This window comes from Streptococcus peroris ATCC 700780 (assembly GCF_000187585.1).
Classification (GTDB): domain Bacteria; phylum Bacillota; class Bacilli; order Lactobacillales; family Streptococcaceae; genus Streptococcus; species Streptococcus peroris.
Window position 1 is genome coordinate 505,235 of record NZ_GL732463.1, and the last position, 23,504, is coordinate 528,738.

Genomic DNA, 23,504 nt, shown 5'->3' on the forward strand with positions numbered 1-23,504 from the left:
TAGATTTGGAGGTATTGTATGAGTAAATCATTTCATATTAACACAATTTTAGCACAAGCAGGGATTAAGTCTGATGAAGCTACTGGTGCTTTGGTGACACCACTTCATTTTTCAACGACATATCAGCATCCAGAATTTGGTCAATCAACGGGTTATGACTATACGCGTACCAAAAACCCTACTCGTGCCAAAGCAGAGGAAGTCTTAGCGGCTATTGAATCAGCCCACTATGCTCTAGCAACTAGTTCTGGTATGTCTGCCATTGTACTAGCCTTTAGTATTTTTCCTGTTGGCAGCAAGGTTTTGGCTGTCCGTGATCTTTATGGAGGTTCTTTCCGTTGGTTCAATCAAATGGAGCAGGAAGGACGTTTCCACTTTACCTATGCCAATACAGAAGAAGAGTTGATTGCTGAGCTAGAAAAGGATGTGGATGTACTTTATATTGAAACACCAACCAACCCTTTGATGTTGGAATTTGATATTGAAAAATTGTCAACATTAGCTCATGCTAAGGGTGCTAAAGTGGTTGTCGACAATACCTTCTACAGTCCTATTTATCAACGTCCAATTGAAGAAGGAGCAGATATTGTCCTTCATTCAGCGACAAAATACCTTGCAGGTCATAATGATGTTCTAGCTGGTGTGGTTGTGACAGATTGTGCGGATTTATACGAAAAACTCTTTTACAATCTCAATACGACAGGGGCTGTTTTGTCACCATTTGATAGTTATCAATTGATTCGTGGACTTAAAACCTTGTCTCTTCGTATGGAGCGTTCAACTGCTAATGCTCAAGAAATCGTAGCATTTTTGAAACAATCGCCTGCAGTCAAAGAAGTCTTGTATACAGGACGTGGGGGAATGATTTCCTTTAAAGTAGCAGATGAGAAACGCATTCCTCATATCTTAAATACTTTGAAAGTATTCTCTTTTGCTGAAAGTCTGGGTGGTGTAGAAAGTCTCATTACCTATCCAACTACTCAAACTCATGCCGATATTCCAGCAGAAGTGCGCCATTCTTATGGTTTGACAGATGATCTCTTGCGTTTGTCTATTGGGATTGAGGATGCTAGAGATTTGATTGAAGACTTGCGTCAAGCATTGGAAGGATAAGACTATGGGAAAATATGATTTTACGACCTTGCCCAATCGTTTTGACCAACATACCTATAAATGGAAAGAGGCGGAGACTGACCGTGAAGTGTTGCCAGCCTGGATAGCAGATATGGATTTCGTGGTTTTGCCAGAAATTCAACAAGCCGTACATGACTATGCGGAACAATTAGTTTATGGCTATACCTATGCTAGTGATGGCTTGATTGAAGCAGTACAAAATTGGGAAAGAAGCCAACATGGCTATGACTTTAAAAAAGATGCCCTCGTTTTTATTGAAGGTGTTGTACCTGCGATTTCAGTAGCGATTCAAGCTTTTACCAAAGAAGGAGAAGCTGTTCTCATCAATACTCCGGTCTATCCTCCATTTGCTCGCACTGTTAAGCTCAATAATCGCAAACTGATTACGAATTCTTTAGTAGAAAAAGAAGGAATCTTTGAAATCGACTTTACCCAATTGGAAAAAGACTTTGTCGAAAAGAACGTGAAACTCTATGTTCTCTGTAATCCCCACAATCCTGGGGGACGAGTTTGGGAGAAGGAAGTTTTGGAGAAGATTGGCCAACTTTGTCAAAAACATGGAGTCTTGCTAGTATCTGATGAGATTCACCAAGACTTGGCCCTCTTCGGGCATAAACATTATTCCTTTAATACGGTGAACCCTGACTTCAAGGATTTTTCAATTATTTTAAGCAGTGCTACTAAAACTTTTAACATAGCTGGGACCAAGAACTCCTATGCCATTATTGAAAATCCTAAGTTGAGAGTCGCTTTCCAAAAACGTCAGCTTGCAAATAATCAGCATGAAATCTCAGGACTCGGATATTTGGCAACAGAAGCTGCTTATCGCCATGGGAAAGAGTGGCTAGAAGAACTTAAGGAAGTTATTGAAAATCATATCAATTATGTGGTTGATGTATTCGAAAAAGAAACAAAGATTAAGGTCATGAAGCCACAAGGGACCTACCTCATTTGGCTTGACTTTTCAGCCTATAATATTAGCGATGAAGAACTAAGAAAGCTCTTGAGAGACGAAGCCAAGGTTATCCTAAATAGAGGTTTGGATTTTGGTGAAGAGGGTACTCTCCACGCACGTTTAAATGTAGCTATGCCTAAAACCTTGCTAGAGGAAGTCTGTCAACGAATCGTAAAAGTTGTATCAAAATAAACAAAACAATAGCCTTCTAAGACAAAAATATCTTAGGAAGGCTATTTTAATAGGGAGAATTATGATATAATAAAGGGATAAAGTAAAGGGGAAACTATGGCTAAATTGATTCCAGGTAAACTTCGAATGGAGGGAGTAGAAGTCTACGAAACTGGTCAGATTAAAATTATGAAGGAGCAAGACAATCGCGTTTATGCGCGTGTAGCGGAAGAAGAAATTCGCTATAGTTTAGACGATGATTTGATCTTTTGTGCATGTAGTTTTTTCCAAAAAAGAGGCTACTGTGTTCATTTGGCAGCACTGGAATATTATTTTAAAAATGACCACACAGGACAGGAAATCTTGCTCAATCTGGAGTCTAATCAGGAAGAGAAAGAAACTGTTGAGACACAGGTATCTATTGGAGGGAAATTTTTAGAAGCTATCCAGCTTCCAAATCAGTCTAATAAATATCAGCTTTCTGCTCAAGGGCAGGTTGAAGCGGGAACTAATCGTATTGTCTGGACTTTAAGGATTGGTCTTTTTGGACAAGAAAAGTTTTATGTGATTAGGGATATTCCGCTGTTCTTAAAAGTCATCGAAACTGCCAAACCTTACATGATTGGAAAATATTACGAGCCTTCATTGAGAGTTGAGCAATTTGATAAAGATAGCCAAGATGTCTTGAATTTCTTACGAGGTCTGATTGAGGAGAAAGAAGAGTACAATATCTTTTTCCCAAACCAAGGGCGACATCTCTATTTCCCTAAAACTTTTTTTGAGCAGGGCGCTAACCTACTGATGGGTTTAGACGTCTTTCAATTTGACCATCAATTGTCAAGTTATCATCATTTGATTTTTCAAGATTTTGATGGTCAAGTAGGTTTGTTTTCTTTTCGAATTGAAGAAAAACCTAATTATTATGAGATGGAAATTTTCGAACAGGAATGTCTCAATTTCTTTTATAGGGGACAAATTTTATTTTCTAAAGGAAATTTTTATCTTTTGTCAAAAAACCAGGCTATTTTATTAGATGAGCTCAAAAAAGTTCCTTTAGATTATAGTGGTCGAAAAATTTTACAGTTTGATACGAACGACCGAGATCTTTTAGCTTCAACCTTGTCCCAGTTTAAAGCCCTCGGGAAAGTAGAGGCTCCTGAGTCTCTTCAAATCCAGACTTTCCGTCCTTCATTTTACATGGATCGAGAAGAGGATGATTCCATTCGTTTGGACATGCAATTTCAGTATGAAACTTGCCTAGTAACCAATCGTAATGAACTAGAGAAACTGCCTTTTTCTAGTGATATTCATTTGGAAAAACAAATCTTTCAGCTAGCTCTTTCAGCTGGATTTGAAGCTGATTTTCGTTCATGGCGTCAAAGTTTGAAAGCTGATGCAGTCTATGCTTTCTTCCAAGAAATTTTACCAGCATTTGCAGCTCTCGGGGAATTAAAGATTTCTGAGAGCTTGCAGGAGCTTTATCAGGTTCAGAAACCTCAAGTATATATCTCTTCAAAGGGAAGTCTTTTAGAGATTCAATTTGATTTTCAAGATATAGATCAAGAAGAAGTCAATCGAGCTATGGAGGCTCTCGCTGCCAAACAGGACTATTATATTTCTTCCTCAAACCAGGTTTATTATTTCGATGAACAGACTAAGCGCATTCGCAAGGAGTTAGAGGATTTGGGGATTGAAGAGATAGAGAGTGATTCTTTCCATGCACGCAAATCTTTAGCTTATACACTTTCTCATCTTTTTAAGGATCAGGATCAAGTTACTTTTACTGAAGAATTTCGAAATCTAGCACATGATTTGACTCATCCAGAGGATTTCCCGATGAAACCTCTAGATATTCGAGCTCAACTCAGAGACTATCAGAAAAAGGGAATCCAATGGCTTCAAATGCTTCATCATTATGGGTTTGGAGGAATATTAGCAGATGATATGGGGCTTGGGAAGACCTTGCAAGCTATAACTTTTTTAAGTAGCCAGCTTCAAGAAAATAGCCGAGTCTTAATCCTCGCTCCGTCTGGTTTAATCTATAACTGGACAGACGAGTTTCAAAAATTTGCACCAAATTTGGATGTAGCGGTTGTACATGGATTGAAACCTTATCGAGAGGCTATCTTAGCAGAAAAGCATCAAATTTATGTGACCAGTTATGCTACTTTCCGCCAGGATAGTGAGATTTATCGCGATTTATCTTTTGACTTTCTATTTCTAGACGAAGCTCAGGTGATGAAAAATGCCCAGACCAAAATTGCTAAAATTTTGAGGAAGTTTGTTGTCCCATCTGTCTTTGCTCTATCTGGGACCCCAATTGAAAATAATCTAGGAGAATTATGGTCTATATTTCAAATTGTCATACCAGAATTTTTACCAGCAAAAAAAGACTTTATGAAATTACCAGCTGAAAGGGTTGCCCAGTTTATCAAACCTTTTGTTATGCGTCGTAAAAAAAAGGATGTTCTTACTGAGTTACCTGATTTGATTGAAGTAGTTTACAAGAATGAACTGGAGGATCAGCAAAAGACCATCTATCTCGCACAATTACAACAGATGCAGGAACATTTAGGGAAGGTAACTGAGTTAGAATTTCAACGCAATCGTGTTGAAATATTAACAGGACTCATGCGTCTTCGCCAGATTTGTGACACTCCTGCACTCTTCATGAATGATTATCAAGGAGATAGCGGGAAGCTTGATAGTTTACGTGATTTGCTCAATCAAATTGGTGAAGCAAATCATCGTGTACTCATCTTCTCTCAATTTAGAGGAATGCTGGACCGAATTGAGCAGGAATTACCTCATATTGGCTTAACTTCCTTCAAGATTACAGGCTCAACTCCATCACAGGAACGTCAAGAAATGACCAAGGCCTTTAATCAAGGAGAACGCGATGTTTTTTTGATTTCGCTAAAAGCTGGTGGTGTTGGTCTCAATCTAACTGGTGCGGACACCGTTATTCTGGTAGATCTATGGTGGAATCCAGCTGTCGAATCACAGGCTATAAGTAGGGCTCATCGCATGGGACAAGAGCAAGCTGTTGAGGTTTATCGTCTGGTGACTCGGGGAACAATTGAAGAAAAGATACAAGAGCTCCAGGAACAGAAAAAAAATCTAGTTTCAGAAGTCTTAGACGGAACAGAATCCCGTGGAAGTCTCACACTTGCTGAAATTCAAGAAATATTAGGAATTTCTGAAGCCAAGACTTGAAAAATCAAGACTTTACGCTATAATGGAGTATTGAAAGGAAATAAAAATGAAGCACGAACGATTTCCAATAGTGTCAGATGATGAGATCATGCTGACTGAGATGCCATTTATGAACTTATATGATGAGTCGGATTTGATTAGTAATATTAAGGGAGACTACCAGGATAAAAACTACTTGGAATGGTCACCAATTACTAATGATAAAAAGTCTCCGACTAATGTACAAAAAAAACTAACTGAAAAAAAGAAAAAACCTACGCTGAGCTTGCTCGTGAAGAAGCAAGAGCTGATTTGAAAAGGAAACGTTCAGCAAAGTATTTGACTCAAGATGTTAGCTTTACAAAACGTCATAAACCTTCAAATAATGTAGTAAGACGGCCAAATCAGCCAACAGCTCCTTTCCAAAAGGAAAATTCTGGTGAACTTACAAGATACAGTGACAAGTTAGCGCAAAGCCATTATATTTTAGCTGAAATGGCTCCTCAGATACAACAAACAACCAAAGAAGAGAATCTGGGACCAAAGAAAAATAATTATGATTTTCTAAAGAAAAGTCAAATTTACAACAAAAAAGAAAATCAATCAGAAAAAGAACGTAAAATAGCTCAAGAATTAAACTTGACAAGGATGACAGAGTAAAGGGGAAATAAGATGGCAAAAACCTATCATTTTATCGGAATTAAAGGATCAGGAATGAGTGCCTTGGCTTTGATGTTGCACCAAATGGGGCATAAGGTTCAAGGATCTGATGTAGAGAAATATTACTTTACACAACGTGGCTTAGAGCAAGCAGGAATCAAAATTTTACCTTTTGATGAGAAAAATCTTCAAGGAGATTTAGAGATTATCGCTGGGAATGCTTTTCGCCCAGATAACAACGTAGAAATTGCCTACGCAGATAAGAATGGGATAAGTTACAAACGTTATCATGAGTTCCTCGGTAGCTTTATGCGTAACTTTGTCAGTATGGGAGTTGCTGGTGCACATGGTAAAACTTCAACAACAGGGATGCTTTCTCACGTATTATCACATATTACTGATACGAGCTATTTAATTGGGGACGGTACAGGTCGTGGTTCTGAAAATGCCAAGTATTTTGTCTTCGAATCAGACGAGTATGAACGCCACTTCATGCCATATCACCCAGAGTACTCTATCATTACCAATATCGACTTTGACCATCCAGACTACTTTACGAGCCTAGATGATGTTTTCAATGCCTTTAACGATTACGCAAAACAAATCACGAAAGGTCTGTTTGTATTCGGTGAAGATAAAGAGTTGCGTAAGATTACGAGTAATGCTCCAATCTATTATTATGGATTTGATGCTGAAAAAGACGACATTGTAGCCAGCAATCTTCTTCGCTCAACGACAGGCTCAACCTTCACAGTTCATCATCATGGAGAAAATCTTGGGCAGTTCCACATTCCTACTTTTGGTCGTCACAATATCATGAATGCAACAGCAGTAATTGGTTTACTTTATACTGCAGGCTTTGACATGGATTTAGTTCGCGAACATTTGAAGACTTTTGGAGGAGTAAAACGTCGCTTTACAGAAAAAATCGTCAATGATACTGTTATTATCGATGATTTTGCACACCATCCAACTGAAATTATTGCTACCTTAGATGCTGCGCGTCAAAAATATCCACACAAGGAAATTGTAGCTATTTTCCAACCGCATACCTTTACAAGAACCATTGCCTTGTTAGATGAATTTGCGGATGCCCTAAACCAAGCGGATGCCGTTTATTTGGCACAAATTTATGGTTCAGCCCGTGAGGTTGATCATGGGGATGTTAAAGTGGAAGACCTAGCTAATAAGATTCATAAAAAACATCAAGTTATTACTGTTGAAAATGTATCTCCTCTTCTTGACCATGACAATGCAGTCTATGTATTCATGGGAGCGGGTGATATTCAAACCTACGAATACTCATTTGAACGTCTCTTGTCAAATTTGACCAGTAATGTTCAGTAAGGAGTAACATGGAATTTCCAATTAATATTAGGGAAGCTCAGCATTCTGATATTGAACAAATTTGTTCGATACAGGAAGGGACTCTGAATTTCCAAGACAGACTAACTCAAGAAATACTAGAAGAACGTATCCGCAATCATGCGGATACGTTTCTCTTAGCCAGCTTTGATAATCAGGTAATTGCTTATATCACTGCGACGACTATTACCGACTTTTCTTTACACAAATGGATTGTAGATAACAAAGGTGAGGATTCTATTAACGAAAACTCAACAATCATTGAAGAACTATCAGTACATCCAGACTTTCAGAAGCAAGGTTTTGGAACCTTGTTACTTGCAAGTCTTAAGGAAGTTACCCGTCAAAAAAATAGTCCAGCTATTTATTTTCTCTGTAAAGATGAATTACTTTCTTACTTGGAACTGAATGGATTTATAGAACAAGGGTTCATAGAAGGAGAAAGAAGCAGTGAAGATGCCTTTCTCATGTGTTGGGGAAATCCCTTTTATCAGGAGGAATTATGATTATTCGACCAGCTAGACTAGACGATTTAGACCGTATTTTAGAGATTGAATTAGACAATTTTTCGATAGAAGAAGCCATACCTCGCTCTGTTTTTGAAGCACATTTAAAGAAAATTGAGACCAGTTTTCTGGTGGCTGAAAAAGAAGGGGAGATTCTTGGCTATATTGAAGGACCAGTAGTCCCCAATCGTCACTTGCAGGACCAATCCTTTACAGAAGAAATAGAAGACCATAGTCATCAAAAAGGTGGTTATATATCTGTAACATGTCTGTCCATTACTAAGAAAGCCCAATCATTAGGACTTGGACGAAAACTCTTAACTGCCTTGAAAGAAGTGGCTTTTAAGTATGAACGCAAGGGAATCAATTTGACCTGCCACGATTACCTTATTGAATATTATGAAAAACATGGTTTTGTCAATGAAGGAAGATCTAAGTCGCAGTTTGCAGGGGAAGAATGGTATGATATGGTCTGGGAAAACAGGAATTAGTTGATAGAATGGTATCTATGGTTGCTTTTCTTTGGTTTTTAAGATATAATATTAAGGATTATCAACAAGGAGGTAATTACCTTTGAGCGAACATTCAAATGAAGAAGAAAAATTAAGTTTTAAAGAAAAAATTCTACGTGACTTAGAGCAACAGAGAAAAGAGGCCACTAAATCAGAACAAACTGACGACCTCCTTTCAACTTTAGTCAATTCTTCTGAGTTAACTTCAGGAAAAAAAGAACCGAGCATATCTGATGAAGAGTTAATTGAAAAATCAGTTTCAGCTGTGGATCAGTTAATTGATAATGCACCAGTTGTTCCTCCACGTCCAACTATTACAGAAGAAGCTCCAGAAGAGGTTGTTGAGTCAGCTCAATCTATCTCAGAAAAAGAAGAAAAACATTCAATTCCAACAAAGGTGTCAGTTTCATACCGCACTCAGGATGCTTCACCTGAAGTGGATGAAACGGTAAAACCTGAATCAGATCAGGAAGAAACTACAACTGAAAATCCTGTTGAAGTAGACACAGAAGCGCCAGGACTTTCTAGAAGAAGTCATAGAGAGCCTGTGAAACCAATCAAGAAAAAGAAAAAATCCCACTTTAAAGGAATTTTAATGACCATATTGGTATTGTTGATCTTACTTGGTGCTGGTGGGTTCTTTGGTCTCCGTTATGCTGAATCAGCTTTGCTACCTGTAGATCCAAGTTCTAAACAATATGTGACTGTACAAATTCCTGATGGAGCTAATACTCAACAAATTGGTGAAACCTTGAAGAATTCTGGGTTAATTAAAAATAGTTTGGTATTTACCATGTATGCCAAGTATAAGAATTACTCTGACTTAAAATCAGGTTATTATAACTTGAAAAAAAGTATGAGTACAGAGGAATTGATTAAAGCGCTACAAAAGGGTGGGACACCAGAACCTCAAGAACCTTCCCTAGCAGAATTGACTATCCCTGAAGGTTATACTTTGGAACAAATTGCACAGACAGTTGGCCAACTTCAAGGCGACTTTAAGGAACCTTTGACTGCAAATGCATTTATGGCAAAAGTTCAAGATGAAAGCTTTATTACTAAAGAGGTTGCTAAATATCCGAACCTACTTGAAAGCTTACCAGCTAAGGATAGTGGTGTCCGTTATCGTTTAGAAGGCTATCTTTTCCCTGCAACCTATACGATTAAAGAAAGTACAACTGTTGAAAGTCTAATTGATGATATGTTGGCAGCTATGGATAAAAATCTATCTAATCACTATGCTACCATCAAACAAAAGAATTTAACAGTTAATGAGCTCTTAACGATTGCTTCTCTTGTTGAAAAAGAAGGTGCAAAAACAGATGATCGTAAGTTGATTGCTGGAATTTTCTATAATCGCTTGAATCTTGGTATGCCACTTCAAAGTAATATTGCCATTCTTTATGCAGAAGGTAAACTTGGTCAAAATATCAGTCTTGCTGATGACGCTGCTATTGATACTACTCTTGATTCACCGTATAACGTATATACAAAAGTGGGTCTTATGCCTGGTCCAGTTGATAGCCCAAGCTTAGATGCTATCGAATCAAGTATCAATCAGACTAAGAGTGATTATCTATACTTTGTTGCTAATGTTCAAGATGGTAAAGTTTACTATTCAACTACTTTAGAAGAACATAATCGAAATGTTCAAGAGCATATTAATGGTAAATTAAACCAGTCCAATAGCACAAACTAAAATTATGTGGTTTTCCACATAATTTTGCTTTTAAAAGTAAATATTTATTTAAATAATTTAAAGAAAGTTGAGAAAAATGGTAGAAAAAACTTATCCAATGACATTGGAAGAAAAAGAAAAACTTGAAAAAGAATTAGAAGAATTAAAATTAGTACGTCGTCCAGAAGTTGTAGAACGGATTAAGGTTGCCCGTTCATATGGTGACTTATCTGAAAACAGTGAATATGAAGCCGCTAAGGACGAACAAGCTTTCGTTGAAGGCCAAATTTCAAGTTTAGAAACAAAAATCCGCTATGCAGAAATCGTCAATAGCGATGCAGTTGCTCAAGATGAAGTTGCTATCGGAAAAACTGTAACCATTCAAGAAGTTGGAGAAGATGATGAAGAAGTTTATATCATTGTCGGGTCAGCTGGTGCAGATGCTTTTGCTGGTAAAGTCTCTAATGAAAGTCCAATAGGACAAGCTTTGATTGGTAAGAAAACTGGAGATATTGCGACAGTTGAAACACCTGTTGGTAGCTACGATGTCAAAATTTTGAAAGTAGAAAAAACAGTCTAATCAAATTGATGAGAAAAGGAGGTATGGTCTTTCCTAACTCCTTTTTCTTCTAAAATGGATAGGAGACATATGAGTTCACAAAAAATAAAAATAAGATGAAGCGTGGCCTAACCAACCGTCATGTCCAAGTTATGGCGATCGCCGGAACTATCGGAACAGGACTCTTTTTAGGAGCAGGCCGTTCAATCAGTTTGACAGGTCCTTCAATTGTTCTGATTTATATGATCACAGGTGCCTTTATGTTCTTGATGATGCGTGCTGTTGGTGAAATGCTTTATCAAGATCCTGAACAACATACCTTTATCAATTTTATTACCCGTTACCTTGGTAAGGGCTGGGGATATTTTTCAGTCTGGTCTTACTGGTTATCAGTTATCTTTATAGGAATGGCGGAAATCACAGCCATTTCCCAGTATGTTCAGTTCTGGTTTCCGTCTTGGCCAGGATGGCTGATTCAGATTAGCTTTTTGGTTATTCTAGGTTTGGTAAATCTGATTGCCGTTAAAATCTTTGGAGAAGTTGAATTTTGGTTTGCCATGATTAAAATTGTGGCTATTCTTGCTATGATTGCCACAGGGATATTTATGGTATTGACAGGATTTGAGACACCTCATGGAGCTGCGAGTATAGCAAATATTACCAATCATTTCTCTCTTTTTCCAAATGGAGTTGTGAACTTTGTCATGGCTTTTCAAATGGTATTTTTTGCTTATCTGATGATTGAATTCATCGGTGTAACAACATCTGAAACGAAAAATCCTCGTCAGGTTTTGCCAAAAGCTGTTAAAGAAATTCCATTGAGAATTGGTTTCTTCTACGGAGGAGCTCTTTTGTCAATCATGGCTATCATTCCATGGAAGGAGCTAGGTTCAGCAGATTCACCATTTGTTACGGTATTCCAATTAGCAGGCGTTAAATGGGCAGCCGCTTTGATTAACTTTGTTGTCTTAGCTTCAGCAGCATCAGCTTTGAATTCAACCCTATATTCTACAGGTCGACACTTGTATCAGATTGCCCATGATTCGCCTAATCGCTTCCTAAAAGCCATTAAGGCGGACACACTTTCTCGTCATAATGTTCCTCAGAATGCCATCATTGCTTCAGCGGTATTGATTGGTCTTGCTGCCTTTATCAATGTACTTCCTGGTGTATCAGATGCTTTTGCTTTGATTACAGCTTCCTCATCGGGTGTTTACATTGCCATCTACATATTGATCATGGTAGCGCATCTTAAGTATCGTACTTCCAAAGATTTTATGGCGGATGGGTATCTCATGCCTTACTACAAATTTTTAAATCCCTTAACAATCCTCTTCTTTATCTTTGTATTTGTGATTCTTTTCCTACAAGAATCAACAGAAATGGGAGCTAAAGGCTCAGCTATCTGGATTGTCGCTTTTGGTATATATAGCCAGTGGAAATTTAGAAAATAAAACAGAAACTCATCAACATTAGTTGGTGGGTTTTCTAGTTTGACAGCTTTTTAAAATAGGAATATAATCAATTCTATAAGTATCTTCGAGGAGGGTTTGATGCACATTCAATTGGAGAATATAGAGTCTCAGAAATCGCAAATAATAGGAGACTTGATTCGCTCTTATAATCGTTCCAAAAGAGAAGCTGCTGAAAGTGAGCCACTTAATCTATATATCGAAGATGAAAACGGTCAACTCATGGCTGGTTTAGTAGCAGAGACTTTCGGGAATTGGTTAGAAATCGAGTATTTGTTTGTGAAGGAGGACTTGCGAGGACAAGGAATCGGCTCCCAACTATTGTACCAAGCAGAAAGTGAAGCTAAAAAGAGAAACTGTCGCTTTGCTTTTGTGAATACCTATCAATTTCAAGCGCCAGCCTTTTATCAGAAGTATGGCTACAAGGAAGTTTTTACTTTGAAAGATTATCCCTATACTGGACAAAGATACTATTATCAAAAAGATTTGTAAGTATAGAACTCTCTATCATTTCGGTGGTAGAGTTTTTTTGTTAAAAAAATCGCACAAAATGACAGGTATATATTGCATAATGTAAAATATATGATATAATAAACTTAGAAATAAGCGCAACTTTTTAAAATCTAAAAGGAGGTAAGAAGTGGCTAAGAATTTAAAATTAAAACTAGCTCGAGTGGAGTTAGATATGACACAGAGTGACTTGGCAGATGCTGTAGGTGTGACTCGACAGACTATCGGCTTGATAGAAGCAGGAAAGTACAATCCTAGTCTTTCCCTTTGCCAGTCTATTTGCAGATGCTTAGGGAAAACTTTAGATCAATTATTTTGGGAGGAAGAAGATGAAAAATAGATTATTTTATTATCAATTACTGGATGAAAGAGAAGAACAACAACTTCATAAAGCGGGTGCAGAGAGTTTTCATATTTCTACCGGATTATTGTTTCTAGCTTATTTCATATCAGTGTTAGCACCAAGCCTTTTTAATCCTAGCATGCTTCTCGCAATTATCATCATAGGGAATTTTTACTTTATCAATCGTGCTAGAAGTCTAGGTGTGACCTACTATAGTCGTTTTCATTTTACAATTTTAGGTTGTCTATTATTAACTCTAGTGATTACAGCTACCTTGATGCTACAAAACTACCAGTTTAATATCGAAATTTATCAGCACAACCCTCTACATATTAAGTACATTTATGCATGGGTATTTACTTATATCTTTTATCTTCCATGGGTCTTTATTGGTAACTTAGGCTTGAAAAGTTATGGTGAATGGGCCCAGAAGAAGTATGAAAAAGCGATGGATGCGTTGGAGAAAGAATGAAAGCTTGTTACAATTTTCTCAATCCTTTTCAAATATGATATAATAGTACTAATTTATAAGATGGTGAGAGTTTCGCCATTCCGTAAACTAAGGAAGAAGGAATAGATATGTATCCAGATGATAGTTTAACATTGCACACTGATTTGTATCAGATTAATATGATGCAAGTATACTTTGATCAAGGCATTCATAATAAGAAAGCAGTTTTTGAGGTGTATTTCCGCCAACAGCCATTTAAGAATGGGTATGCTATCTTTGCAGGATTAGAGCGTATTGTGAAGTACTTGGAAAACTTACACTTTTCAGATAGCGATATTGATTATTTAGAGTCACTTGGTTATCACGGTGCTTTTTTGGAATATCTCCGTAACCTCAAGATGGAATTGACTGTACGTTCTGCTCAAGAAGGGGACTTGGTATTTGCCAATGAACCGATTGTTCAAGTGGAAGGTCCTTTGGCTCAGTGTCAATTAGTTGAAACAGCCCTCTTGAATATTGTTAACTTTCAAACCTTGATTGCGACCAAGGCAGCTCGTATTCGTTCGGTTATCGATGATGAACCTTTGATGGAGTTCGGTACACGTCGTGCACAAGAAATGGATGCGGCTATCTGGGGGACTCGTGCGGCTGTTATTGGTGGAGCCAATGGAACTAGTAATGTGCGTGCAGGAAAGCTTTTTGGTATTCCGGTTTTAGGAACTCACGCCCATTCCTTAGTACAGGTCTATGGCAATGATTATCAAGCTTTTAAAGCATATGCAGCGACTCATAAGAACTGTGTTTTTCTAGTTGACACCTATGACACCCTACGTATCGGTGTTCCAGCTGCTATTCAGGTTGCTCGTGAACTTGGTGATAAAATCAACTTTTTAGGAGTTCGGATTGACTCTGGAGATATTGCTTATATTTCTAAGAAAGTCCGTCAACAGCTAGATGAGGCTGGATTTACTGATGCTAAGATTTATGCATCCAACGACCTTGACGAAAATACCATTCTTAACCTCAAGATGCAAAAGGCTAAGATTGATGTTTGGGGTGTGGGAACTAAGCTTATCACTGCATACGATCAACCAGCGCTTGGAGCAGTTTATAAGATTGTTGCCATCGAAGATGAAAATGGTCACATGCGCAATACGATTAAACTCTCTAGCAATGCTGAGAAAGTTTCAACTCCGGGTAAGAAACAAGTTTGGCGCATTACCAGTCGTGAAAAAGGCAAATCAGAAGGGGACTACATTACCTATGATGGTGTTGATGTCACAAGTATGACGGAAATTAAGATGTTCCATCCAACTTATACTTACATCAAGAAGACTGTTCGTGATTTTGATGCCGTTCCTCTCTTGGTTGATATTTTTAAGGATGGCAAGTTAGTCTATGATTTACCAAGTCTGTCTGAAATTCAAGCCTATGCTCGTAAAGAATTTGATAAATTGTGGGACGAATATAAACGTGTCCTCAATCCTCAGCATTATCCAGTCGACTTGGCGCGTGATATTTGGCAAGATAAGATGGAATTGATTGACAAGATGCGCAAGGAAGCTCTAGGCGAAGGAGAAGAAGAATGACCTTACAAGAAGAGATTATCCAAGAATTGGGTGTCAAACCGGTAATTGATCCAAAAGAAGAAATCCGACGCTCCATCGACTTTCTAAAAAGATATCTGAAAAAGCATCCCTTCCTAAAAAGTTTTGTTTTAGGGATTTCCGGAGGTCAAGACTCAAGCCTATCTGGACGCTTAGCCCAACTAGCTATGGAAGAAATGCGTGCAGAAACGGGTGATGATAGCTATAAATTTATCGCTGTTCGCTTACCCTATGGTGTGCAAGCTGATGAAGATGATGCCCAAAAAGCCTTACACTTCATTCAACCAGATGTGAGTTTGGTAGTAAATATCAAAGATTCTGTTGATGCTATGGTAGCGGCAGTAGAGGCTACTGGAAGTTCAATGTCAGACTTTAATAAAGGGAATATCAAGGCTCGTAGCCGGATGATTGCCCAATATGCACTCGCAGGAGCTCATAGTGGAGCAGTTATTGGTACTGACCATGCTGCAGAAAATGTCACAGGTTTCTTTACCAAGTTCGGTGACGGCGGTGCAGATATCTTACCTCTTTATCGCCTCAATAAACGTCAAGGAAAACAATTATTGAAGGAGCTCGGAGCTGACTCCTCCCTATATGAGAAGGTACCAATCGCAGACCTGGAAGAAGAGAAACCAGGCTTGGCAGATGAAGTTGCACTCGGTGTAACTTACGCAGAGATTGATGACTATCTAGAAGGCAAAACAATCAGCCCGGAAGCCCAAGAAATCATCGAAAAATGGTGGTACAAAGGCCAACACAAACGCCACCTACCAATCACAGTGTTTGATACGTTTTGGGAGTAAAAAGGTCCGGGGGACCTTTTTACCCCGAGCCTGAAAATAGAAAAGCGAGCAAGGTCCGGTAACTCGAAGAGTTCGATTTCGTTGTCTCACCCCCGCAACGATGACTAGGCTTGAACAAACTTGACAAAGTGCATTTCAAGCCAGACAGCGACTGCGTCATGAAATTAGAGGAGACTGTTGTTTTCTCAATGTTTATGAGTGTAGTGTTTTTACCCCGAGCCTGAAAATAGAAAAGCGAAGAAGGTCCGGAGGACCTTTTTCACTTTATAACTTAAATTAGGAGAGTGAGATAGGTCAATGCAAGTTTGAACCAATCCATGAAATAGAAAGCGAGTTACGATTATGAAAGAACTAGGAACACAAACTATAGAGACAGAACGATTGATTTTGAGGAGATTTGTGGAAACTGATGCTCAAGCTATGTTTGACAATTGGGCTTCACGATCAGAAAATCTGACTTATGTGACTTGGAATCCACACCTAAATGTTGACCAAACTCGAAATTCTATTGGCAATTGGGTAAAATCCTATGACAATCCAAATTACTACAAATGGGCCATTAGTCTCAAAGAAAATCCAGAATATGTAATTGGAGATATTAGTCTGGTCAGTGTGGATGAAGAAAACTCTAGCTGTGAAGTCGGATATATCTTAGGGATGGACTACTGGGGACGAGGACTCATGACAGAAGCCTTGAAGGCTGTTTTATCATACTGTCTAGATGAGATTGGATTTGAAGAGGTTGATGCTTGCTATGCAAGTTTAAATCCCGCCTCTGGTCGTGTGATGGAAAAGGCGGGTATGACTTTTTGGAAGACAATTCCAAATGCAGTTGAACGAAAAGGTTATATCGCTGATAAAATGTATTATCAAATCAAAAAATAAGATGGAAAAGTTATTCTTTTCCATCTTATTTTTTGTAATATACTTTTTAATCAAAATAAAGCAAGTCTTTGCTGGTACTTGTAAAGAGGTCAAAGCCATCTTTGGTTACAACACCACAGTCTTCGATGCGGACACCGACTTTACCAGGAATGTAGATGCCAGGTTCAACTGAGAAGCACATGCCTTCTTCGATAACCATGTCATTTCCTTCCATGATGGATGGGAATTCATGCACATCCATACCAATACCATGACCGAGACGGTGGTTGAAGTACTCACCGTAGCCAGCTTTTTCAATCACTTCACGAGCTGCACGGTCTACTTCATGCGCTGTCACACCAGGTTTGATGAAGTCAAGGGCAGCTTGTTGAGCTTCAAGAGTTAAGTTGTAAATATCTTTCTTGAATTGGTCAGGTTTACCAACAGCGACTGTACGAGTCATATCTGATGCATAACCATTGACCATAACACCGAGGTCAAAGAGGAGAAGAGCATCGTTTTCAACCTTGTTAGCAGCAGGGATACCATGAGGGTTTGCAGCATTATTTCCTGTTAAGACCATAGTATCAAAACTCATTTCATAACCATCTTGTTTCAATGCAAAGTCGATTTGAGCTATAATATCTGTTTCAGTTTTATCTAATGAAATATTATCAAAGCCAACTCTTACAGCTTTGTCTGCATACTGACCAGCTACCATCATTTTTTTAACTTCATCGGCTGATTTGATGAGGCGCATCCGTTGGATCAATGGTGTTAAGTTTTCAAATTCAGCTTTTCCAAATACTGATTGGAGGCCATGGTACTTGGTCAAGATAAGGTTGCTAAACTCAACAGCTACACGCTTAAATTCAACTTGAGGCAAGGCGTTTTGAATTTTTTTCCAAGGATTTTCAGAGTCCACATAGCCAACAACTGGGAATGATACGGTGCTGGTTGCACGCTCAACCTCTAGCGCGGGAACAAAGAGTAGAGGTTCTTGACCTTTAAGGACAAAGAGGAACATTTGGCGTTCGTGTGGGTCACTGTAAAAGCCAGTGAGATAGTTAATTGTGACGGGGTCAGATACGACAGCGACGTCTAGTTTTTCTGATTCAAGATATGTTTCAATTTGTTGTAATTTAGACATAAGCTACCTTCTTTCTACCCCTCTATTTTGGCAAAAAATGGGAAAAAATGCAAGGAAGAAGGAGAAAAAGCATAAAAAAATTCCAACAGCTGATGGCATGTTGGAATAGGAATATTAGTTGAATTCGGCCTTACTTTTAACATCGCTGTATTCTTCAGCAACTTCTTGACTAAGAATATCCTCATAAGCTGGAAGGACGATGTCCTGACCGTATTTTTTCTTGAGGGCAGTAGTGACTAAGCGATAGGCTAAGTTTGCATTACGGGATAAAATAGGCCCGTGGAAATATGAACCAAAGACGTTTTTATAGTGAACACCTTCACCGACCTTTTCTTCGTTGTTTCCATTTCCGTAAACAACTTGACCGAGTGGTTTTTGGTCATCTGAGAGGAAGGTGCGGCCTTGGTGATTTTCAAAACCATAGTAGGTTTCATCGAATTCTTCGTTATGAATTTTAATGTCACCGATAAAGCGGTTGTTGGTTTGGTTGAGCGTGTAGTGTCCCATGACGCCAAGACCTTCGATGCGTCTTCCAGAAGCTTCAACATAATATTGGCCTAGTAGTTGAAAGCCACCGCAGATAGCAAGGACAACTCCGTCATTTTGGATAAAGTTGTCGATACTTTCTTTTTTGTCAGGTAAGTCACTAGCAATGATACTCTGTTCGAAGTCCTGGCCACCACCGAAAAAGGCGATATCGTAATGGTTTTCATCGAAATTATCATGGAGAGAAACGATGTCAACTGTTACATGAGCACCCAGCTTTTCAGCTACATACTTGAGCATGAGGATATTCCCATTATCTCCGTAGGTGTTCATGAGATTGCCGTAGAGGTGGGCGATATTTAGCTGGTAAGGATAGTTGCCATCTTTTGAGGAAAGTGAAGTATAAACCATTAGTTCATCTCCTTTCTAACAATCTGACGATTTGCTAGTAATTCTCGGAATTCCAGCATAGCTGTATAGGTCGCAAGGATATAGGCATGTTTGCAGTCTTGGACTTCAATAGTTTTAAGAACTTGTTCCAGGTTACTTGTTTCAGTAATCTTGTCAGCTGGATAGTCAGTAACACGTAGACGACGAGCGATTTCTGAATGACGCACACCACCAGCATTAATTTCTGGAATGTCCATATCGGTAATTTGTTCAAAATCAGCATCCCAAATCCAGCTAGTATCAATTCCGTCTGCATAATTTGCATTGAGGAGAACCGATAGACTAAATGGATAAGGAGCGAGTTTAATCATTTCAATGGCTTGTGTAGCACCGACAGGATTCTTGATGAGGACCAGTGTACATTCCTTGTCACCGATATGGAAGGTTTCTTGGCGACCAAATACAGCACGACTCTTGTCAAAACCTTGCTTGATGAGTTTAGAATCTGCACCGAAGAAACGGGCAATAGCAACCGCAGCCAGAGCATTGTAGATGTTGTAGAGTCCACCGATTTGAATACCGTATTCCTGTCCGTCAATAACAAAGCGAGAGCGATTGTTGGTCAATTCAACCAGTTCAGTCAGACGGTAGTCCAAGTCAGGACGCTTGCATCCACAATTCTCACAGATATAAGCTCCCAAGTTGGCATATGTATTTAGCTCATATTTCAAAATACTTTGACACTCAGGGCAGAGGATACCTTCAGTATTGTAGTGAGCAAGTTTTGCTGGACCTTTCTCCAAATCAAAACCAAAATACTGAACAGGATTTGGAATTGCAGGTTTGTAAAAGAGTGGACTGTCACCGTTAAGGAGTACAGTAGTAGTAGGAACTTTTCGGATAGCGTCCAAAATCATGTTGTAGGTCGTATAAATTTCACCATAGCGGTCCATTTGGTCACGGAAGATATTGGTGATGACGAAAAGACTCGGCTGGATGTAGTCACAGATATGTGAGAGACTTGCTTCATCGACTTCAAGGACGGCAATATTTTTTCCAGTTTTTGAAGATTTTGCAGTCAAGAAAGTCGTTGTAATCCCTGTGATCATATTGGCACCACTTGGATTGGTCAAAACTTGACCGTAAATTTCCTTTAGGATACCGACAGTAAGAGCGGTCGTCAAGGTTTTCCCATTGGTACCAGTTACTACAACAATCTCGTAGTTTTTCGCTAAATTTTGTAGAATATCTTTATCAAATTGAAGGGCCAGTTTTCCAGGCAGCGTACTTCCACGTCCAAGACGACTCAAAATAAAATGAGAAGAACGCCCAGCAAGAAGGCCCAAAGTAGTTTTTAATTTCATGTTTCTATTATATCATAAAAGCTGGAAAAGATAGATTTGAGATTTTTGAAAAGAAAAAACAGCCCTAGTAGGGTTGTTTTTTGTCATAAGTGTATCTTAGGTTAAATCGCAAACAAGTCATTCAAGTTTTCAGCCAAGGTTGGGTGAGTGAAGATTTGTTTTGTGAAGTAAGTATATGGAATCTTATTATCCATAGCAACAGTGATGATGTTAATGATTTCCTGTGAACCTTCAGAGAAGATAGTAGCACCGAGAATTTCTTTTGTTTCAGTGTTGACAACGGCTTTGAAGGCACCACGAAGATCTCCATTGACATGACCACGAGGCATTCCAGCAACAGGCATTTCTTTGACTGCGTATGGAAGTTTCAAATCAGCCGCTTGGCTTTCAGTCAAACCGACTTGAGAAAGAGCGGGTGTGATAAACATGGTGGTTGGTACGTTGAGACGGTCTTCAAGCGTGTAGCTACCATCTCCAGCAAGATAGCTATAAACAACACGGAAGTCATCAAGTGAAACGTAGGTAAATTGAAGTCCACCATTGACATCACCGACTGCAAAGACACCAGGAACAGTTGTTTGACAATGTTTATCTACTTTGATAGCACCACGTTCAGTTAGTTTGATATCAGTGTTTTCAAGTTGAAGTGGTTCTACATTTGGTTTGCGTCCAGTTGCGTAGAGAAGAGCATCAAAACGGTAAGTTTCGTTTTCAGTTACGACAAGGACTTGGTCACCGTCGTTTTTGATTTCAGTAGTATGAACGTTTTGAAGCAATTCAATACCGTCTTCTTCCATGTATTTCTTAGCAAGAGCTGAGATAGAAGGTTCTACACGAGGTAAGAAGGTATCTAGAGCATCCAAGACAGTTACCTTACTTCCAAGTTTATTGTAAAGACCAGCAAATTCAAGACCAATGTTTCCGCCACCAAGGATACCAAGTTTTGCAGGTAATTGATCCAAGTTTTGGATACCTGTTGAATCAAAGACATTCTTGCTTGTTGCAAGACCTGGAATTGGCAATACATTTGAAACAGCACCAGTGTTGATGACAATGGTTTCTGCTGTTAGTTCTTGTTTTTCAGCACCAGCTTGGATTTCGATTACCTTGTTTGAAACAAAGTGAGCTTCCGCATCTAAAATATCGACACCTGTACCTGCTACAGTAGCATAGTTTTTACCATTGAGGCGTGTTGTAACAGTATTTTTGGTCTCCATGACTTGATCAAATGACAAGCCTTTTTCAGCAGCTACGAGTAAAGTTTTAGTAGGGATACAAGCAATATTGATACAAGTTCCCCCGTACATAGCCTTGCTGCGTTCAATGAGGGCAACTTTTTTACCAGCTGAAGCCATTTTACCAGCTAGTGTCTTACCAGCTTTCCCAAATCCAATGACAATTAAATCGTATGTTAACATTTAAAAATCCTCCTGTTCGAATTTCATTCTAGCACAAGAAAAAAATTTTTTCACAAATCTGCTACGGAAAATTGAGTGGGCTGATTTCTTCACTTTTTAGCAATAATGATTTTGGTCATTTTATAAGGAGGTCAGACTATCTTTTACTCATTTCTTGTGTTATACTAGATAGGTTGCAAAGATAGCAATACTTTTCTTTTGTGGAAAAGAAGCAACACGATTTGTCATATAGGAAGTATGAAAATACGTCATAAATAGAAAAGTATAAAGAAAGCGCCATAGGGTGGCTTCGCACCACCTTTAGAAAGAAGAAAAACGTGAAATTTAATGAATTTAATCTTTCTGCTGACCTTTTAGCAGAAGTTGATAAAGCAGGATTTGTAGAAGCAAGTCCTATTCAAGAGCAAACCATTCCTTTGGCTCTTGAAGGAAAAGATGTGATCGGTCAAGCACAGACTGGTACAGGGAAAACAGCAGCCTTTGGCTTGCCAACCCTTGAAAAGATTCGAACAGAAGAAGCAACTATCCAAGCTTTGGTCATCGCTCCCACTCGTGAACTAGCTGTTCAAAGTCAAGAAGAACTTTTCCGATTTGGTCGTAGTAAAGGTGTAAAAGTTCGTTCAGTATATGGTGGTTCAAGCATTGAAAAGCAAATCAAGGCCCTTAAATCAGGGGCTCATATCGTAGTGGGAACACCAGGCCGTCTCTTAGATTTGATTAAACGCAAGGCTTTGAAATTACAACATGTTGAGACCTTGATTTTGGATGAAGCTGATGAGATGCTCAACATGGGCTTTCTTGAAGATATCGAAGCCATCATCTCTCGTGTACCTGAGAATCGCCAAACCTTACTTTTCTCAGCGACTATGCCAGATGCTATCAAACGGATTGGTGTTCAGTTCATGAAAGAACCTAAGCATGTGAAGATTGCTGCCAAAGAATTAACTACAGAATTAGTAGACCAGTACTATATCCGTGTTAAGGAACAAGAAAAATTTGACACCATGACTCGTCTCATGGATGTAGAACAACCCGAACTTGCTATCGTATTTGGTCGTACTAAACGCCGTGTGGATGAATTGACTCGTGGTCTGAAGATCCGTGGTTTCCGTGCAGAAGGTATTCATGGGGATTTGGACCAAAACAAACGTCTTCGTGTCCTTCGTGATTTTAAAAATGGCAATCTTGATGTCCTCGTTGCAACAGACGTTGCAGCACGTGGATTGGATATCTCAGGAGTGACTCATGTATACAACTATGATATTCCTCAAGACCCTGAAAGCTATGTTCACCGTATTGGCCGTACAGGTCGTGCTGGTAAGTCAGGCCAGTCCATTACTTTTGTAGCTCCAAATGAAATGGGTTATCTCCAAATTATCGAGAACTTGACTAAGAAGCGTATGAAAGGCTTGAAACCAGCGACAGCGGAAGAAGCCTTCCAAGCTAAAAAGCACGTGGCACTTAAGAAAATCGAACGTGATTTTGCAGATGAGACTATTCGTGGCAACTTCGACAAATTTTCTAAGGATGCTCGTAAGCTCGCAGCAGAATTTAGTCCTGAAGAATTGGCCATGTATATCCTCACGTTAACGGTTCAGGATCCAGACAGTCTTCCAGAAGTGGAAATCGCGCGTGAAAAACCATTGCCATTTAAACCATCTGGTGGTGGTTTCGGTGGGAAGGGCAAAGGTGGTCGTGGAAATGGCTACCGTGGAGACCAACGCCGTGATCGAAACCGTAGAGAAGACCGCGATGGTGGACGCCGTGATTTCAAACGGAAGTCCAATAAAAATAGCCGAGACTTTGAAGGAAAAGGAAACAAACGCCCACATCGTACCTCAAGTGAAAAGAAAAACGGCTTTGTAATCCGCAACAAAGGTGACAAATAATAAAAAAACAATCCAATAAATG

Annotated in this window: 20 protein-coding genes and 1 pseudogene; 17 read left to right on the forward strand and 4 right to left on the reverse strand. The window is 39.0% G+C overall.

All coding sequences use genetic code 11. The features are described from left to right. Positions 1-18: 18 nt before the first annotated feature. From HMPREF9180_RS04460 to HMPREF9180_RS04535, 16 genes and pseudogenes are all read left to right on the forward strand, one after another. Complete coding sequence (locus tag HMPREF9180_RS04460) at positions 19-1,113, forward strand: cystathionine gamma-synthase (protein ID WP_006145285.1); 1,095 nt, start codon at positions 19-21, stop codon at positions 1,111-1,113. 4 nt (positions 1,114-1,117) lie between these two features. Then, positions 1,118-2,281 carry a MalY/PatB family protein gene (locus HMPREF9180_RS04465; protein ID WP_006145286.1) on the forward strand — a complete coding sequence of 388 codons (1,164 nt, stop codon included), beginning with the start codon at positions 1,118-1,120 and terminating at the stop codon, positions 2,279-2,281. 96 nt (positions 2,282-2,377) lie between these two features. Then, complete coding sequence (locus HMPREF9180_RS04470) at positions 2,378-5,476, forward strand: pilus expression-regulating Snf2 family helicase (protein WP_006145287.1); 3,099 nt, start codon at positions 2,378-2,380, stop codon at positions 5,474-5,476. A 46-nt stretch (positions 5,477-5,522) separates the two neighbouring features. Further along, a pseudogene (gene zapJ / locus HMPREF9180_RS09985) lies at positions 5,523-6,115 on the forward strand (divisome accessory protein ZapJ). Between the two features lie 12 nt (positions 6,116-6,127). After that, entirely contained in the window at positions 6,128-7,462 is a 1,335-nt protein-coding gene (gene murC, locus HMPREF9180_RS04480; protein WP_006145290.1) for a UDP-N-acetylmuramate--L-alanine ligase, read from the forward strand. 8 nt (positions 7,463-7,470) lie between these two features. Then, on the forward strand, positions 7,471-7,986 hold the full coding sequence (locus tag HMPREF9180_RS04485; protein WP_006145291.1) for a GNAT family N-acetyltransferase: 516 nt from the start codon (positions 7,471-7,473) through the stop codon (positions 7,984-7,986). Next, positions 7,983-8,477, forward strand: a complete 495-nt coding sequence (locus HMPREF9180_RS04490) for a GNAT family N-acetyltransferase (RefSeq protein WP_006145292.1) — start codon at positions 7,983-7,985, stop codon at positions 8,475-8,477. Before HMPREF9180_RS04485 ends, HMPREF9180_RS04490 begins: the two co-directional genes overlap by 4 nt. 82 nt (positions 8,478-8,559) lie before the next feature. After that, entirely contained in the window at positions 8,560-10,197 is a 1,638-nt protein-coding gene (mltG, locus tag HMPREF9180_RS04495) for an endolytic transglycosylase MltG (RefSeq protein ID WP_006145293.1), read from the forward strand. A 76-nt stretch (positions 10,198-10,273) separates the two neighbouring features. Continuing rightward, on the forward strand, positions 10,274-10,756 hold the full coding sequence (gene greA / locus HMPREF9180_RS04500; RefSeq protein ID WP_006145294.1) for a transcription elongation factor GreA: 483 nt from the start codon (positions 10,274-10,276) through the stop codon (positions 10,754-10,756). Positions 10,757-10,851: 95 nt separating this feature from the next. Further along, positions 10,852-12,189, forward strand: a complete 1,338-nt coding sequence (locus HMPREF9180_RS04505) for an amino acid permease (protein WP_006145295.1) — start codon at positions 10,852-10,854, stop codon at positions 12,187-12,189. Between the two features lie 99 nt (positions 12,190-12,288). After that, positions 12,289-12,699 carry a GNAT family N-acetyltransferase gene (locus tag HMPREF9180_RS04510; RefSeq protein WP_006145296.1) on the forward strand — a complete coding sequence of 137 codons (411 nt, stop codon included), beginning with the start codon at positions 12,289-12,291 and terminating at the stop codon, positions 12,697-12,699. Between the two features lie 148 nt (positions 12,700-12,847). Next, positions 12,848-13,057, forward strand: coding sequence for a helix-turn-helix transcriptional regulator (locus tag HMPREF9180_RS04515; protein WP_006145297.1), 210 nt, complete (start codon positions 12,848-12,850; stop codon positions 13,055-13,057). Further along, positions 13,047-13,532: a DUF6773 family protein gene (locus HMPREF9180_RS04520; protein ID WP_006145298.1), complete on the forward strand. Its 486-nt coding sequence runs from the start codon at positions 13,047-13,049 to the stop codon at positions 13,530-13,532. The genes HMPREF9180_RS04515 and HMPREF9180_RS04520 overlap by 11 nt, the downstream gene beginning before the upstream one ends. 107 nt (positions 13,533-13,639) lie before the next feature. After that, positions 13,640-15,100, forward strand: coding sequence for a nicotinate phosphoribosyltransferase (locus tag HMPREF9180_RS04525; RefSeq protein ID WP_006145299.1), 1,461 nt, complete (start codon positions 13,640-13,642; stop codon positions 15,098-15,100). Further along, positions 15,097-15,921 carry an ammonia-dependent NAD(+) synthetase gene (gene nadE / locus HMPREF9180_RS04530; RefSeq protein ID WP_006145300.1) on the forward strand — a complete coding sequence of 275 codons (825 nt, stop codon included), beginning with the start codon at positions 15,097-15,099 and terminating at the stop codon, positions 15,919-15,921. The genes HMPREF9180_RS04525 and nadE overlap by 4 nt, the downstream gene beginning before the upstream one ends. Positions 15,922-16,263: 342 nt before the next feature. Further along, entirely contained in the window at positions 16,264-16,806 is a 543-nt protein-coding gene (locus HMPREF9180_RS04535) for a GNAT family N-acetyltransferase (RefSeq protein ID WP_006145301.1), read from the forward strand. A gap of 46 nt (positions 16,807-16,852) precedes the next feature. Here the strand turns inward: HMPREF9180_RS04535 and HMPREF9180_RS04540 are convergent, their stop codons facing one another. The 4 genes from HMPREF9180_RS04540 to HMPREF9180_RS04555 all read right to left on the reverse strand — a co-directional run bounded on the left by HMPREF9180_RS04540 (position 16,853) and on the right by HMPREF9180_RS04555 (position 21,593). Then, a complete protein-coding gene (locus HMPREF9180_RS04540) occupies positions 16,853-17,935 on the reverse strand; it encodes a M24 family metallopeptidase (protein ID WP_006145302.1) in 1,083 nt (360 codons plus the stop codon). Positions 17,936-18,049: 114 nt separating this feature from the next. Beyond that, positions 18,050-18,832 (reverse strand): lipid II isoglutaminyl synthase subunit GatD, encoded by a 783-nt coding sequence (gene gatD / locus HMPREF9180_RS04545; protein ID WP_006145303.1) that lies wholly within the window; start codon positions 18,830-18,832, stop codon positions 18,050-18,052. Further along, on the reverse strand, positions 18,832-20,175 hold the full coding sequence (gene murT, locus HMPREF9180_RS04550; protein ID WP_006145304.1) for a lipid II isoglutaminyl synthase subunit MurT: 1,344 nt from the start codon (positions 20,173-20,175) through the stop codon (positions 18,832-18,834). Before murT ends, gatD begins: the two co-directional genes overlap by 1 nt. A 101-nt stretch (positions 20,176-20,276) precedes the next feature. Beyond that, positions 20,277-21,593: an FAD-containing oxidoreductase gene (locus HMPREF9180_RS04555; protein WP_006145305.1), complete on the reverse strand. Its 1,317-nt coding sequence runs from the start codon at positions 21,591-21,593 to the stop codon at positions 20,277-20,279. Between the two features lie 317 nt (positions 21,594-21,910). Between HMPREF9180_RS04555 and cshA the strand changes: the two genes are divergently transcribed. Beyond that, positions 21,911-23,482 (forward strand): degradosome RNA helicase CshA, encoded by a 1,572-nt coding sequence (gene cshA, locus HMPREF9180_RS04560; RefSeq protein ID WP_006145306.1) that lies wholly within the window; start codon positions 21,911-21,913, stop codon positions 23,480-23,482. Positions 23,483-23,504 lie beyond the last annotated feature (22 nt).

What these genes read in the sequence shown, in the direction of transcription:
- HMPREF9180_RS04470 (WP_006145287.1), top strand. Translation starts at nt 2,378, where the DNA reads ATGGCTAAATTGATTCCAGGTAAACTTCGAATGGAGGGAGTAGAAGTC.
- murT (WP_006145304.1), bottom strand. Translation starts at nt 20,175, where the DNA reads ATGAAATTAAAAACTACTTTGGGCCTTCTTGCTGGGCGTTCTTCTCAT.
- HMPREF9180_RS04540 (WP_006145302.1), bottom strand. Translation starts at nt 17,935, where the DNA reads ATGTCTAAATTACAACAAATTGAAACATATCTTGAATCAGAAAAACTA.
- gatD (WP_006145303.1), bottom strand. Translation starts at nt 18,832, where the DNA reads ATGGTTTATACTTCACTTTCCTCAAAAGATGGCAACTATCCTTACCAG.
- HMPREF9180_RS04525 (WP_006145299.1), top strand. Translation starts at nt 13,640, where the DNA reads ATGTATCCAGATGATAGTTTAACATTGCACACTGATTTGTATCAGATT.
- HMPREF9180_RS04465 (WP_006145286.1), top strand. Translation starts at nt 1,118, where the DNA reads ATGGGAAAATATGATTTTACGACCTTGCCCAATCGTTTTGACCAACAT.
- murC (WP_006145290.1), top strand. Translation starts at nt 6,128, where the DNA reads ATGGCAAAAACCTATCATTTTATCGGAATTAAAGGATCAGGAATGAGT.
- HMPREF9180_RS04555 (WP_006145305.1), bottom strand. Translation starts at nt 21,593, where the DNA reads ATGTTAACATACGATTTAATTGTCATTGGATTTGGGAAAGCTGGTAAG.
- HMPREF9180_RS04510 (WP_006145296.1), top strand. Translation starts at nt 12,289, where the DNA reads ATGCACATTCAATTGGAGAATATAGAGTCTCAGAAATCGCAAATAATA.
- HMPREF9180_RS04535 (WP_006145301.1), top strand. Translation starts at nt 16,264, where the DNA reads ATGAAAGAACTAGGAACACAAACTATAGAGACAGAACGATTGATTTTG.
- HMPREF9180_RS04485 (WP_006145291.1), top strand. Translation starts at nt 7,471, where the DNA reads ATGGAATTTCCAATTAATATTAGGGAAGCTCAGCATTCTGATATTGAA.
- nadE (WP_006145300.1), top strand. Translation starts at nt 15,097, where the DNA reads ATGACCTTACAAGAAGAGATTATCCAAGAATTGGGTGTCAAACCGGTA.
- greA (WP_006145294.1), top strand. Translation starts at nt 10,274, where the DNA reads ATGGTAGAAAAAACTTATCCAATGACATTGGAAGAAAAAGAAAAACTT.
- HMPREF9180_RS04520 (WP_006145298.1), top strand. Translation starts at nt 13,047, where the DNA reads ATGAAAAATAGATTATTTTATTATCAATTACTGGATGAAAGAGAAGAA.
- HMPREF9180_RS04460 (WP_006145285.1), top strand. Translation starts at nt 19, where the DNA reads ATGAGTAAATCATTTCATATTAACACAATTTTAGCACAAGCAGGGATT.
- HMPREF9180_RS04490 (WP_006145292.1), top strand. Translation starts at nt 7,983, where the DNA reads ATGATTATTCGACCAGCTAGACTAGACGATTTAGACCGTATTTTAGAG.
- HMPREF9180_RS04505 (WP_006145295.1), top strand. Translation starts at nt 10,852, where the DNA reads ATGAAGCGTGGCCTAACCAACCGTCATGTCCAAGTTATGGCGATCGCC.